This window comes from Calothrix sp. CBUCES-K 9914, from assembly GCF_059640475.1.
Genome location: NZ_JBXXZH010000228.1, coordinates 1 through 15165, shown reverse-complemented (window position 1 = coordinate 15165; position 15165 = coordinate 1). Strand labels below are relative to the sequence as shown.

7 protein-coding genes and 1 pseudogene are annotated in these 15165 nt (G+C 38.3%); 7 read left to right on the top strand and 1 reads right to left on the bottom strand.

Annotated features, from left to right (window positions below):
- Positions 1 to 185: 185 nt before the first annotated feature.
- A complete protein-coding gene (locus AC2JBO_RS34560; RefSeq protein WP_496958164.1) occupies positions 186 to 626 on the top strand; it encodes a Crp/Fnr family transcriptional regulator in 441 nt (146 codons plus the stop codon).
- A 285-nt stretch (positions 627 to 911) separates the two neighbouring features.
- Here AC2JBO_RS34560 and AC2JBO_RS34555 read toward each other — a convergent pair whose 3' ends face one another.
- Positions 912 to 3152 carry a caspase family protein gene (locus AC2JBO_RS34555; protein WP_496958163.1) on the bottom strand — a complete coding sequence of 747 codons (2241 nt, stop codon included), beginning with the start codon at positions 3150 to 3152 and terminating at the stop codon, positions 912 to 914.
- 355 nt (positions 3153 to 3507) lie between these two features.
- Between AC2JBO_RS34555 and AC2JBO_RS34550 the strand changes: the two genes are divergently transcribed.
- The 6 genes and pseudogenes from AC2JBO_RS34550 to AC2JBO_RS34525 all read left to right on the top strand — a co-directional run.
- The gene (locus tag AC2JBO_RS34550; protein ID WP_496958162.1) at positions 3508 to 5976 is read left to right on the top strand and encodes a CHAT domain-containing protein; all 2469 of its coding nucleotides are present in this window, start codon (positions 3508 to 3510) and stop codon (positions 5974 to 5976) included.
- Between the two features lie 60 nt (positions 5977 to 6036).
- On the top strand, positions 6037 to 6348 hold the full coding sequence (locus AC2JBO_RS34545; protein ID WP_496958161.1) for a hypothetical protein: 312 nt from the start codon (positions 6037 to 6039) through the stop codon (positions 6346 to 6348).
- A 33-nt stretch (positions 6349 to 6381) separates the two neighbouring features.
- Entirely contained in the window at positions 6382 to 9261 is a 2880-nt protein-coding gene (locus AC2JBO_RS34540; protein ID WP_496958160.1) for a tetratricopeptide repeat protein, read from the top strand.
- Between the two features lie 18 nt (positions 9262 to 9279).
- Positions 9280 to 9837: pseudogene (locus AC2JBO_RS34535) on the top strand (CHAT domain-containing protein); the annotation flags it as partial.
- A gap of 102 nt (positions 9838 to 9939) precedes the next feature.
- Positions 9940 to 13755 carry a CHAT domain-containing protein gene (locus tag AC2JBO_RS34530; protein WP_496958159.1) on the top strand — a complete coding sequence of 1272 codons (3816 nt, stop codon included), beginning with the start codon at positions 9940 to 9942 and terminating at the stop codon, positions 13753 to 13755.
- A gap of 231 nt (positions 13756 to 13986) precedes the next feature.
- The coding region (locus AC2JBO_RS34525; RefSeq protein ID WP_496958158.1) for a tetratricopeptide repeat protein at positions 13987 to 15165 on the top strand (1179 nt) is incomplete at its 3' end.

Genomic DNA, 15165 nt, shown 5'->3' with positions numbered 1-15165 from the left:
CAAATTATTGAAAACTTGCGTCATCCGACCAGCTTTGTACGCGAAGCAGCTATTTGTTATTTAAATATGGCTTCACGTCGTGTCTTAATTGAACTATTACCTGAGTTACAAAAAGACCCTCACCCCTTAATTGCAGCACAAGTCAAAGAGTTAATCCAAAAATATCTTTAACATCAATATTATATATGTTAACTAGTGTTGACCGTTTATTATTCGTTCGTCGAGTGCCAATATTTCAAGAATTGCGCGATGATTTTATTGTTCGTCTTGCGTCAGCGATGGATGAACTATCATTTGGCGCCAACCATACAATATTTAGACAGGGAGAAGAAGGACGTTCACTATTTATAGTTGTATCTGGTCGAGTTAAAGTTCATACAGAAAACAGAGAGCTAAAAATATTTCCTCAAGGAGAGTCCTTTGGAGAAATGTCAGTTTTTGATGCTCAACCTCGTTCAGCTAGTGCCACAACTTTAGAAGCATCAGACTGTTTAGAACTAACTCAAGAACAATTATATGATGCCATCGAAGAAACACCCGAAATTGCTTTAAATATTATTCGTGTTCTCTCACGTCGTATACGTGATTTAAATGAAGTAATTAATGAATTTGCAAGTGAGGAGTAAATTGGCAACGGATATAACGGATAGTCGTGTAGGTTGGGTGGAGGCTTTGCGTTCACGTAGTGTCCCGAAGGGAAACCCAACATTATAGTTAGTCAATACTACTCGGTTAAGGAATTTTCTCGAAATGGATCCCCCCTGACCCCCCTTAATAAGGGGGGAAAATAGCGGCTTTTAGCCCCCCTTATTAAGGGGGGTTGGGGGGATTTTCTTCTTAACCGAGCAGTATTGTATAGTTAGTAACTATAGCAAGTAAGAAAAATTTTAATTGAAAGATACTGTGCCAGTTTAGCCAGTAACCACTTCAAAGGTTATTGCCATTGCTGCAAGTTTATTCGCATCTACACCTCGTACTCCCGCAGCGAGTTCTGCATTTTTTACGGTGATTCCTCTCCGAGTTTCGGTATCTAAATCTTCGAGTAATTTATCTGTTATATCTAAGAATTCATCATTATTTGGTGCAATTGGTCCGCGTGTTTTATTTCCTCTTCTGGCAATGTCTTTGAGTGCTTTCAGGGACGTGCGTAGTGGGGATGTACTCGCAATAATTAATGCTTCTGTAATTCCCAAGGGTTCCCCAATGGTTAATTTAAAGCCATCATCATCTCCGGGAATTATCCGCTTATCTCCAGTTGCTAACAATGCTGCATCATCCGATGTAGCCCAGTCATTTGGGAATATTATTCCCATTTCACCGGAAGCATCGATTACTAAAACAGTGACATAAACAGGAGTAGATTCTTTATTTTCCACTTCAAAGACGACTTGCGTACCTGCTGGTAATTTGGGGATTTCTCCATCTTTGATATTTATTGGTTTTGCAGGAGTTGTTGTGTTTGCACCTGTTTGTTTAGAGATACCACGAGTCGGCAGGGTTTTACTAATAATGTTTTTACTCCCAGCAATATTCATTGAAGCTGTAACTTTTACTTGTGATGTATTATTTGGTAACATCTGTCTGACAATTCGCGCAGCTAGAAGAGATTTAAATTTGGGTTTTAAACGTTGTACTGCTGTTATAATAGTTTCATTTGCTACACCGAAAGAACTAGGAACTATTTGGTCAAGTGAAGGTAAAAATAAACCCAAACTACCTACAGGAGGTAAATTTGCAATTTTGGATTTCTGTAATTGTTTATATCTAGTTTCGGTCATACGAGCAAAAATATATTGTACTTCTTGCTGTCCCAAGGGTAAGGGAGTAACGCGGTTGATTGCTTGTAAAGCTTGTTGCGCTTCATTTGTTGTATTGCTGTCAAAAGCGTCATCTAATCCAATCTTTAATGTCAAATCATTAGGGACACCACGAATCATTTCTTGTAAAAGTGTCCCTGGTTTTAATTCTGCATTTCCCCTGGCAGTATTGATAAATGTACCTTGTCCAATTAATCCTCGACGAGATTCTAGCTTGACGAGTCCTGTTTGTTTCCCATTTGCATCAACCACACTAAAAGCAGCATCTTTGTTAAATGCTTCCAATGAACGTGCATCAATTCCACCTAGCCATAATTCTACTTGGTTGCCTTTTATTTGCGTAACTACTGCTTCGGCATAAGATGTGTTAAAGGGGATAAAATAAGTTGCCGGGTTGGGTTTTTTACTATTTAATTCTAATTCTGGGTCTTGGATAAGACCACTCTTGAATGACAAAATTCTCGTGCTGCGATTGACATCAACTAATATTTTGTTAACCGATTGATTTGCTGTTTGTTGCCAGAGATATTGAGTAAATAGATAAGTAAATGCACCTGCATGAAAATCATTAAAAGGTGCATCGGCTGCAAATTGGTCGCGTTTAGCAGCAGCAATGACAACACCTTTAGCTACACCTTGGCGCCGTAACTTAATAAATTCTTGAGGAGATAAATTTAATCGTTTTAACCATTGCTGCTGATAGGCAAATTCTTGGGAACTGGCTTGCAGTTTTTTATCACTATTACGGGAACGAACCACAAAATTTCCTCGTTTTGCTCCTCCAGAATGGCAGCTATCCAACACAACGGTGACATTATCTGTTTTTAATGCGTACATAAGCACAAACAGTGTGTGTCCCATAATGTCTTGCACTATACCACCAGAGGAATTGTATCTAGAATCAATTGGGACTAGAGTACTATTGAAGCCATCGGGATTATCTTTATCGGGATCGATCACCTGTGAACCATGTCCAGAGAAGTGAAATACCACCACATCCCCTGGTTTAGCTTGGTTGATGAGATGCTCTTCAAATGCTGTGAGGATACCTTGACGGGTGGCTTGTTGGTCGGTGAGGATTTTAATATCGTTGGGGTTAAAACCAAAGCGATGTGTTAGTAATTCTTTTTGTAACAAGACATCATTGACGCAACCTTGAAGTGGATTCATCCCGTTACTGTATTTGTTAATACCGATCAATAGCGCCAGTTTGCGTCCGTTGTTTTGCCCCAGGACTTGAGCGTATTTATCCCCCTGCTGCGTAATATCTAACTGACTTAAACCCAGTGTGGCAAAGGTAGAACCAGCGAATTGGAGAAAGTGACGGCGTTTCATAGGATTTTGGATTTTGGATTTTCTGGTTACTTATATTTCTGGGTTTGGTGGGGGTATGCAAAAATATCTACCACGATTCAGATATTATTCATCAATTTACGGTTTATTTGAGTTTCAATCAACCCAGAATTGGGGGATGGGATGTGCAATCAGCCAGATTTGATGTCATGCCAATTTCTAATACAACTCAGTATTTTTATGCAATACATAGCTGGCAAGTAATACGGTAATGACCCTCTAAAAAACTGCATACCTCCTCAAACCTGAGAAGTATATGTGATTGAAACCAGAAAATCTAGATTTTTAACCGCAAGATTTATCTATAACCCGCAAAAAACCTTAAATTTCAGGCAAATTGCAAAAATATAGTGATGAATCCTGCGATACTAGCACTTACCAAGTTTTCCGTATTATTACCAGCCGATTAAGTCAGCACAAGCTTATGTTCCCCAAGTTATCCCTGGCAAAATCCCATTCCCCGAAACTGCTATCTTGGTCAATTACTGTCGCAATGACGTTGGGACTATTGATGAGTGTACCCAAGCCAATTGCCGGACAAGCCCAACCAGCACTATCAACACAACAGTCGGCAAAGTTGCAAGAAGCAGAACGACTGAATCAACAAATTGTGCAATTATATCAGCAAGGAAAATACATTGAAGCGATTCCCCTGGCAGAACGTGTGCTTACGATTAGGGAGAAAGTACTCGGTCAGGAACATCCGGATGTGGCAACTAGCCTGAATAATTTGGCAGGACTTTATGAGTCACAGGGGAATTATACCAAAGCCGAACCTTTGTACCTGCGAGCGCTCGCTATTAGGGAGAAAGTACTCGGTCGGGAACATCCAAATATGGCAACTAGCCTGAATAATTTGGCAGGACTTTACTCTTCACAGCGGAATTATGGTAAAGCCGAACCTTTGTACCTGAGAGCGCTCGCGATTTTGGAGAAAGTACTTGGTCGGGAACATCCTTATATGGCACTAAGTCTGAGTAATTTGGCATCACTTTACTGGGCAAAAGATGATGTAACGCGCACTACTGATTTTCTTACCCGTGGACTTGCAGTTGAAGAAAAAAATTTACAACTTATTTATGTTGTGGGTTCAGAACAAAGGAAACAAAACTACGCTCAAACCTTTACTGGAACCACTAACGCTTCTGTTTCCTTAGCTCTACAACAATCAAGCAAAAACCCTACCGTTTCCAAATTAGCCTTAACTGCTGTACTTCGTCGCAAAGGACGAGTGCTAGATGCGATGACAGACACGGTGCAAATATTACGTACCCAATTAGCAGACAAACCAGAAACCAAAAAGTTATTTGATGAATGGTTGGATGTACAGCAACGATTAGCAAACCTAGTATATCGAGGAGCGGGAGAAGAAAAATTTGAGATTTATCAACAGCAAATCAAACAATTAGAAGCAGAAAAGGAACGGTTAGAAGAACAAGTAAGTGCTAGAAGCGCTGAGTTTAGAAAAGAAATTCAACCTGTGGAATTAGCAGATATCCAAGCCCAAATTCCCCAAGATGCAGCAATGGTGGAGATTGTCCAGTACGATCCATTTAACCCCAAGGCTAAAAAAGACAGCGAACAATGGGGTCAACCCCGTTATGCTGCGGTGGTGTTACGCGCGACTGGGGAACCAAAGTGGGTTGATTTGGGTGATGCTGCAACTATTGATAAATCGGTTGCTAGTTTCCGTCGGGTATTAGCATTTGCTCCTGCTGCAAGCAAATCTAATTCTAAGGAACGGGGTGGAATTAATGCTGAACCGGCTGATGGGAAAAGTTTTCAAGAGCTTGCGCGCGCTTTAGACAAGCAACTTATGGCGCCTATTCGTCCTCTATTGGGCGATGCTCGTCACCTGTTATTATCACCGGATGGACAGTTAAACCTCATACCCTTTGAAGCCCTGAAAGATGAACAAAATAAATATCTTGTTCAACGTTATGCTTTCTCCTATCTTACTACTGGCAGGGATTTACTGCGCCTAGAAACTACAGTAAAACAACTCTCAAATCCCGTAGTCTTTGCAAATATTAACTATGAACAGCAAGAAACAGTTATTCCAGCAAATTCTACATCTAAAACCCGTGGTGAGCAAAATCAACGTTCTACGGACTTTACTAATCTTAAATATGACCCCCTCTCCGCAACGTTAGCAGAAGGTCAAAAAATAAAACAAATTTTCCCCAATACCAATATCATCACAGGTGAAAAAGCTACAGAAGCCGCTATTAAAAAATTAAAAGCACCGAATCTTTTACACTTAGCAACCCACGGTTTCTTTCTCCCCGATAAAGAAGTGAAACCTATTGTGCCGAGCATAAATAACTTCAATAATCAACTAGAAGAACCCAAATATTTAAACTTAGAAAATCCCTTATTACGTTCAGGTTTAGCATTAGCGGGTTTCAATAGCCGTCAAAACAAACAAAGCAATAATACCGACGATGGAGTTCTCACAGCCTTAGAAGTTGCTGGATTGAATTTACGCGGAACAGAGCTAGTAGTATTATCTGCCTGTGAAACTGGACTGGGTGACGTGAAAACAGGTGATGGTGTTTACGGTTTGCGTCGTGCTTTGGTAATTGCAGGTTCACAGACACAGCTATTAAGTTTGTGGTTAGTTGATGATGGTGGAACTAAAGATTTGATGGTTAAATATTACGAGAAAGTCAAAGTAGGTAAGGGTAGACATGAAGCCCTACGAGAAACGCAATTAGAGTTTTTAAATAATCCGAAATACCAGCATCCTTATTATTGGGCTAGTTTTATTCCTTCTGGTAATTGGAGAGGATTAAATAATTATTAAAAAATATCAATGTTTTTTATTTCCAACTAAGGTAATGTTAGTTAGTCAGTATAATCACGTATGAATAATCAAAGTAGACCTCACCAGCTAGGACAAAGGCTTTCTATGTGGACTTATCGTGCTGTAGCGATATTTTTCTCTCTGGTTTTATTATCGGAGTCAACAGGCGCCAACATCAAGGGTTATGGGTTGCAAATAGCACAGCAGACAGTACCTGCTCCTTCTATTCCCCTAACTCCAGATAAGCAAAAGCGATATCAAGAGGCAGCTAAGTTATATCAAGAAGCACAGGAGTTAGGGAAGAAAGGGACTAGAGAAGGATATAACCAGGCAATTGAAAAATTTCAGCAAGCATTTAAAATTGTTCAATAATTGGGATTACGAGCAGATCAAGCCGAAATATTAATGGAAATTGGTTTAGTTAATGTTTTTCTCTCAGAATATCAACAAGCACTGGATTTATACAACCAAGCATTAAAAATCTGGCAAGAGTTAAATCAAAATTTCGACGAAGCTAATGTACTCAGTATGATTGGTAATGTGTACAACAACATGGGAAAATCACGAGAAGCACTGGAGTACTTGAAGCGAGCAGAATCAAGCTTTAGGGCACAGAATCAATTTCGTTTTTTAGCTATAACTTTGTCTTGGGCTTCTAGGGCTTACAGCAGATTGGGCGAGACAAAGAATGCCCTTAATTACCTTAATCAGGCATTAGAGATTTATCGTACTACATTTAAAGACCCAGACAAAGAAGCTCAAACTCTTAATTCTATTGCTTTACTATATTCTCAAATAGGTAAGTCAGAAATAGCCTTTGAATACTACAATCAAGCCTTAGATATTCACCGCAAAAGAAAAAACTTGTTAGGACAAGCTGAAGTATTCAAAGATATTGGCTCTCTTCACGCAAAATTGGGTAAACATGATTTAGCTCTGCAATATTTAAATCAAGCACTGGAAATACAATCTAAAAAAGGTACGTTAGTTGACCAAGGTTTAACTATTAATGAAATTGCCAGTGTTTATAGTTTACGAGGAGATTACGAAAAAGCAATTGAATATTATCAAAAAGCAAAATTACTCTTCCATGAGGCTGGGTGGACAACCTTAGAGTCTTTAAGTCTTGGATCGATTGTCAGTATCTATCGAAATTTTCTAGGCAATAACGAGCAAGCACTAAAGTATACGGAGGAAATACTTAGTTTGGATCGCAAAGCTGGGGATAAGGAACAAGAAGCATCAACTCTTAACCAGCAAGCTGATATTTATATCCTACAAGGTAATTATCAACTCGCATTAAACCTTTATAACGAAGCCTTGCAAATTGAGCTTTTCATAACCAAAAGCCCCAGAGCGGCTGCTCGCACCCTTGGTAATATTGCCTTACTCTACGACTTTTTAGGCGATATGAACTTAAGTATTAGGACTTACAATCAAGTACTAGATATTTATAAAAAGCTAGACAACAAGCAGCAACAAGTCAGGATTCTTCACTACATCGGTAGTGTTTACCAAAGAAACGGGAAATTAAATGACGCACTCATATCTTATAATCAAGCTATGAAGTTATTAAATAAAGATGATTATATATCTGAAATAAGTATAAGTTATGGTTTAGCAAGAACCTATCGTGATAAAAAAGATTATACCAGAGCCTTGGAGGCTGCTAATCGTGCATTGGAATTATCAAAAAAGTATAATAATTCTTTTCAAGAAATAGCTTCTATTGCAATTATTGGTAGCATATACCTTGTAAAAACTGATTATAAAAATGCACTAGATAATTATGCAAAAGCCTTAGTAAGTTTTCGTAAAAGTGGGTTATTAAATAAAGAAGCTGAAACCTTAAACACAATTAGCATTGCTCATGAGTTTCAACAACAGCACCAACAAGCAATAAATGTTCTTAATGAAGAACTAAAAATTAGGCGCGAATTAAAAGATATTCAAGGAGAAGCAAAAGCACTTTATTATATTGGAAAAAATCAACGCAAGCTAGGAAACCTGGAAACCGCACTTACCAACATCGAAGAAGCAATTAAAATTGTCGAAAGCATACGTGGCAACGTCAAAAGTCAAGAATTGCGTACATCCTACTTCGCCACAGTTCAAAGCTACTACAAATTCAAAATCGACCTGTTGATGGAACTACATAAAAAAGACCCATCAAAAGGATACAATGCTCAAGCAATTGAAACCAGCGAAGCTTCTCGCGCTAGAGGACTTGTAGAACTGTTAACAGAAGCACGCGCTAATATCCGCAAAGGCGCCAATCCTGAGCTTTTAGCCGAGGAAAGTCGCTTACAAGGCTTAATTGATGGTAAAGAAAAAGTACGATTTGAAATCGTTAACAGCAATAAAATTCAAGACCCAACTTTTAAAGCCAACGCTGACAAATTACAAACAGAAATCGATGAACTCCTCAACCAACAAAAGCAACTAGAAACGAAAATCCGCCAAAGTAATCCCAAATATGCTAACCTCAAATATCCGCAGCCGTTAAAATTAGCCCAAATTCAGCAACAACTCGATAAAGACACGCTACTATTGCAATATTCATTGGGAAGCGATCGCAGTTTTCTATGGGTGGTATCTCCAACGTCTCTCGACACCTACGAACTACCCAAAAAGTCAGAAATCGAGAGAAGTGCCATCAATCTATTTTGTTTAATTAGCCAGAACAGTTCCAAACCACCTTCGCTGACAAACAAAGACACCCCCTGTACAAACATCAAAACTCGGCGAATTGACAACAAAGCAGTAACCGAACTGAGTCAACTTATCCTCGCACCTGCGAAAGGTAAATTGGGGAAAAAACGGTTAGCTATAGTTGCTGATGGTGCTTTACAATACATTCCCTTTGCCGCATTAGCTGACTTAACCTTCCAAACGCCTTCCCAGCAGGGGAAAGAGAAGACAGGCAAACAAAACCAAAAAGATAGTTCTTGTACAAACACTGGTGGAATTCGTATTTGCCAAGACAATAATTCACCACAAAATAAATTTGATTACCAACCGCTATTTGTCAATCATGAAATAGTCAATTTACCTTCCGCATCAACCATTGCTATTCAACGCCAAGAACTTGCCACCCGTTCATCAGCAGGTAAAAAAACCTTAGCCATTCTCGCTGACCCAGTATACAGTGCTACTGATGAGCGATTGAACAGTATCCAAAATAAACAAGTAAACAAACAACAAAATCAACAAGATTCTCTTGCTATAGAACTAGAACGCTCTGCCCTTAAACGTTCTGGGGATATTCTTAACCGCCAAGGTTGAACGCGACTTTTAGGTACACGTACAGAAGCTGAGACTCTTTTACAACTTGTACCAAAAGCAAACAGGTTACAAGTTTTTGATTTTGACGCTAACTACAATTGGGCTACTAGCAACGCTTTAAATCAATTTCGGATTTTACACTTCGCTACCCACGGTTTTGTCAACGATGCTAACCCAGAGTTATCAGGTATTGTTCTTTCTTTGGTGGATAAACAAGGTAAAGATATTCGGGGGTATTTGCGCCTAGGAGACTTATTTAACCTCGATTATCCTGCTGATTTAATAGTGCTGAGTGCCTGTGAAACCGGGTTAGGTAAGGAAATTCAAGGTGAGGGATTGGTGGGATTGACAAGGGGATTGATGTATGCAGGCGCTGAACGTTTAGTAGTGTCCTTGTGGCAGGTTGATGATAAAGGTACGGCGGCGTTTATGCAGGAATTTTATAAGCAAATGTTGAATGAAGGCAAGTCAGCGAATGAGGCTTTAAGAGCAACACAACTGAAAATGTGGCATTCTGAAAAATGGCGCCATCCCAATTATTGGGCTGCGTTTACATTTTTGGGCGAATGGCGATAATCATCAGAGGTAAAATATTGTTTCAGTGTTTGCTGTTGCATAGCCTGGAATCTCTTCAGAGGTATATTAAAGTATCAGTGTTAAAACTAAGTATAATCACTTATGAAAAAGCGAAATAAACCTCAACAGTTAGGAAAAAAGCTTCCTATATGGACTTCTCGTGCTGTAGCGATATTTTGCTCTCTGGTTTTATTATCGGAGTCAACAGGCGCCAACATCAAGGGTTATGGGTTGCAAATCGCACAGCAGACAGTACCTGCTCCCTCTATTCCCTTAAGTCTAGATAAGCAACAGCGATATCAAGAGGGAGTAAAGTTAATTCAAGAAGGACAGGAGCTACAGAAAAAAGGAACCCAGGAAGGAAATCAACAGGCAATTGAAAAATATCAGCAAGCGTTGAAAATTGTTCAGGAATTAGGTCTGCGTGTAGAGGAAGCTACGATAAACCAAAAGATTGGTCTAGTTTACAACCTTCTCTCAGAAAATCTAGAGGCACTAAAGTATTTTAACCAGTATCTCAATATTTCCCGTGAGCTAAAACTTCCTATACTGGAAGCTGCTGCATTGACTCATATTGCTCTGGTTTACACCAGAACTGGTAAACCACGAGAAGCAGTAACCCTTTTGAAGCAAGCGGAGTCAATTTTTAGAGCAGAAAAAAGATTTGATGCTGTGGCTCAAGCGTTAATATCCACAGCTATTGTATACACTGGATTAGGTGAGATGCCGCAAACTCTTGAACCGCTAAATCAAGCGTTGCAAATTTACCGCGATACATTAAAAGATTTGCCACAACAAGCCATTGTTTTGAATCAAATTGGCTTCAGTTATTCTCAAATGGGAGAGCCTAAAACTGCTTTAAAATACTATGAGCAAGCTCTAAAAATCCAGCAGACAAGACAAGATTTATTGCCAGCACAAGCAATTACATTAAGAGATATTGGCTCTCTCCATAATCAATTAGGTAAAAAGAATGAAGCTCTATATTATTTAAATAAAGCCAGAAAAATTCAACAAGCACAAGGTCTATTAGTTGATGAAGGCATCACTGTTCAAAATATTGGTGACATTTATACATCACAAGGGGATTACCAAAGAGCGCTTGAATCTCACAAACTGGCAATAATTCTGTTTAAAAAAGGAGGAAATAAAGCCTTAGAGTCTAGGGGTATTGTACGTATTATCAGCATATATAAAAATTACCTTGGTGATAATGATAACGCATTAAAATTTATCAATGAGGCACTCGAACTTGATAAAAATAGTGGGGATACAGAAAGATATGTCGCAACTATGAATGAACAAGCTGATATTAAAGCTTCACAGGGAGATTACCAGAAAGCTTTAGAAATTTACAATCAAACATTAGAGATTGCACGTTCGATAAGAAACAAGCATTTAGAAGCTAATACTCTTCGTAAGATGGCATCTATTTACGAGTTATTAGGATATTATGACTTAAGCGTTAAAACTTCTAAGCAGGCATTACAAATATATAGACAAATTCCAGATAAACCATTTGAGCTTACGCTTTTGCCTTTGATTGGTAACTTGTATATGGCAAAGGAAGATTACCCCGAAGCTATTAATTATTATAATCAGACATTATCATTATCACAGGAACAAAATAATGATAGATTTCACATACTCGGACTTATGGGTCTAGTAAGAATTTACGAGCTACAGAAGGATTTTCCTAATGCTTTTAAAAACGCTAAAACTTTATTAAGTCTATCACAGAAGTTTGAATATAAATACTCAGAAGTTGGTGCTATGAACTTAATTGGAATTATTCATAAAACCAAAGGTGACTATAAACAGGCGTTAAATTATCACAGACAGGCTTTATTAAAGTCTAAAGCGATGGGTCTTTTGAAAACGGAAGCTCAAACTTTAAATAATATCAGTATTATTCATAGTTTAGAAAATCAATATCAGCTAGCAATAGATATTCTCAGACAAGAAAGAAAATTAAGACTAGAATTAAAAGATATTCAGGGAGAAGCAGATGCTCTTTATTTTATAGCTATCAACCAGCGCAAACTAAAAAACTTGGAAACTGCACTTACCAACATCGACGAAGCAATTAAAATCGTCGAAAACATACGCGGTAACGTCAAAAACCCAGATTTACGTACATCCTACTTCGCCACAGTTCAAAGTTACTACAAATTCAAAATCGACCTGTTGATGGAACTACATAAAAAAGACTCATCAAAAGGATACAATGCTCAAGCAATTGAAACCAGCGAAGCTTCTCGCGCTAGAGGACTTGTAGAACTATTGACCGAAGCGCGCGCAAATATCCGCAAAGGCGCCAATGCGGAACTTTTAGCCGAGGAAAGTCGCTTACAGAGCTTAATTGATGGCAAAGAGAAAGTACGGTTTGAAATTGTTAATAGCAATAAAATTAAAGAACCCGCTTTCAAAGCCAATGCTGACAAATTACAAACAGAAATCGATGAACTCCTCAACCAACAAAAGCAACTGGAAACTAAAATCCGCCAAAGTAATCCTAAATACGCTAACCTCAAATATCCCCAACCCCTGACTTTAGCGCAAATTCAGCAACAACTAGATAAAGACACCCTGCTGTTACAGTATTCCTTGGATAAAGATCGCAGTTTCTTATGGGTGGTATCTCCAACCTCCCTCGACACCTATGAACTGCCCAAAAAGTCAGAAATCGAGAAAAGTGCCATCAATCTATTTTGTTTAATTAGCCAAAACAGTTCCAAACCACCTTCGTTAACAAACAAAGACACCCCCTGTACAAACATCAAAACTCGCAGGATTGACAATGACAAAGCTGCAACCGAACTGAGTCAACTTATCTTCGCACCAGTAAAAGGTAAATTGGGGAAAAAACGGTTAGCTATAGTTGCTGATGGTGCTTTGCAATACATTCCCTTTGCTGCTTTAGCTGATTTGAATTATCAACCCCCCAAGGATTCAAAATCCTCAACTAATAGCGAAAATTCCCAACCAAATCAAAAAGATAGTTTTTGTACAAACACTGGTGGAATTCGTATTTGTCAAGACAATAATTCACCACAGAACAAATTTGATTACCAACCGTTATTTGTCAACCATGAAATAGTTAACCTACCTTCCGCATCAACCATTGCCATTCAACGCCAAGAACTTGCTACTCGTTCAGCAGAAGGTAAAAAAACCTTAGCCATCCTCGCTGACCCAGTATACAGCGCTACCGACGAGCGATTTAACAGTGCCCAAAATAAACAACTTAATAAGCGGCAAAATCAACAAAATTTCTTTGGTATCGAACTAGAGCGTTCAGCCCTCAAACGTTCTGCTGATATTCTTAACCGCCAAGGTTGGACGCGACTTTTAGGTACACGTACAGAAGCTGAGACTCTTTTACAACTTGTACCAAAATCAAGCCGTCTGGAAGCTTTCGATTTTAATGCTAACTATAATTGGGCAACCAGCAGCACTTTAAATCAATTTCGGATTTTACACTTTGCTACCCACGGTTTTGTTAACGATGCTAACCCAGAGTTATCGGGTATTGTCCTTTCTTTAGTAGATAAACAAGGTAAAGACATTAGGGGGTATTTGCGCTTAGGAGACTTATTTAACCTTGATTATCCAGCTGATTTAATTGTGCTGAGTGCTTGTGAAACTGGGTTAGGCAAAGAAATTCAAGGCGAAGGATTGGTTGGATTGACAAGGGGATTGATGTATGCAGGTGCCGAACGTTTGGTGGTGTCGCTGTGGCAAGTTGATGATAAAGGTACAGCAGAGTTTATGCAGGAATTTTATAAACAAATGTTGCAGGAAGGTAAACCAGCGAATGAGGCGTTAAGAGCAACACAATTGAAGATGTGGCTTTCTGGAAAATGGCGCCATCCCAATTATTGGGCAGCATTTACGTTTTTGGGCGAATGGCGATAATCATCATAGGTAAAATATTGTTTCAGTGTTTGCTGTTGCATAGCTCGGAATCCCTTCAGAGGTATATTAAAGTGTCAGTGCCAAAACTCAGTATAATCACTTATGAAAAACCGAAATAAGCCTAAACAGTTAGGAAAAAAGCTTCCAATGTGGACTTATCGTGCTGTAGCGATATTTTTCTGCGTGGTTTTATTATCGCAGTCAACAGGCGCCAACATCAAGGGTTATGGGTTGAAAATAGCACAGCAGACAGTACCAAATCCCTCTATTCCCCTAACTCCAGATAAGCAACAGCGATATCAGGAGGGAGCCAAGTTAGTTCAAGAAGGGCAAAAGTTAGAGAAAAAAAGGACTAGGGAAGGATATCAACAGGCATTGGATAAATATCAGCAAGCATTAAAAATTTATCAGGAATTAGGATTACGTCAAGAGGAAGTTAAGATACTAGTATATATTGGAGGAGCTTATAGTGGTATTTCAGAACAAGAAACGGCATTAAATTATTTACAGCAAGCGCTGGGCAAAACACAAGGACTCAAGCCTTTATATAAAGCATCAATACTTGGCTATATTGGTTTAATTTACTCAAGCTTGGGTAGATTAGATGATGCAATCACTTATTTAGAAAAATCCGAATTAATCTTTTTACAACAGAAGAAAATAGAAGTAGATGAATTAGGATTATTGGCTAGATGTTATCAGTCCATAGCAATTGTTTATAATCGAAAAGGTGAGCCGATAAAAGCATTTGATTATCTTAATAAAGCACTAAAAATTTACCGTGATAGACTAAAGTCTTTAGATGGTGAGGCTAGTGTTCTAGAAGATATTGGCTTTATTCATTCTCTACGAGGAGAAACAAGTAAAGCTTTTGATAAATATAATCAGGCATTAGCTATCTTTGAAAAATCAAATAATTTTACCGCACAATCTCAAATATTAAGTCATATCGCCTCTCTAAATAGGAAATTAGGTGAATATGAACAGGCTATTAAAAATTTAGATAAAGCACAAAAGGTGCTGGAACGAATTGAAGGTACATTCTATCAACAAGGATTTATAGTTTCAAATATTGCTGATGTGTATGCTATTTCAGGAGATTATCAAACAGCAATTAAGTATTACCAGCAAGCAGGCGATTTATATTATAAATCTGGTGATACAAGTTTAACTTTATTAGCTTTTATAAATACTTCTAATATGTATAAGTTTTCTGGAGAATATCAAAAGGCATTAGAATATTTAAATGAGGGATTGAAATTGCCAGTTGAGAACAAAGAGGGTCAAGCTTTAATTTTACAACAAAAAGCAAGTATTTATAGTTTGCAAAGTGATTATCAGAATGCACTGGAAGAGTATAACAAAGCTTTAGATATTCAACGTTCAATACCAAGACCTAAATTAGAAGCA

Bases quoted from the DNA above. Each gene is read 5' to 3' on its own strand.
- AC2JBO_RS34560 (WP_496958164.1), top strand. From the start codon at position 186: ATGTTAACTAGTGTTGACCGTTTATTATTCGTTCGTCGAGTGCCAATA.
- AC2JBO_RS34555 (WP_496958163.1), bottom strand. From the start codon at position 3,152: ATGAAACGCCGTCACTTTCTCCAATTCGCTGGTTCTACCTTTGCCACA.
- AC2JBO_RS34545 (WP_496958161.1), top strand. From the start codon at position 6,037: ATGAATAATCAAAGTAGACCTCACCAGCTAGGACAAAGGCTTTCTATG.
- AC2JBO_RS34540 (WP_496958160.1), top strand. From the start codon at position 6,382: ATGGAAATTGGTTTAGTTAATGTTTTTCTCTCAGAATATCAACAAGCA.
- AC2JBO_RS34530 (WP_496958159.1), top strand. From the start codon at position 9,940: ATGAAAAAGCGAAATAAACCTCAACAGTTAGGAAAAAAGCTTCCTATA.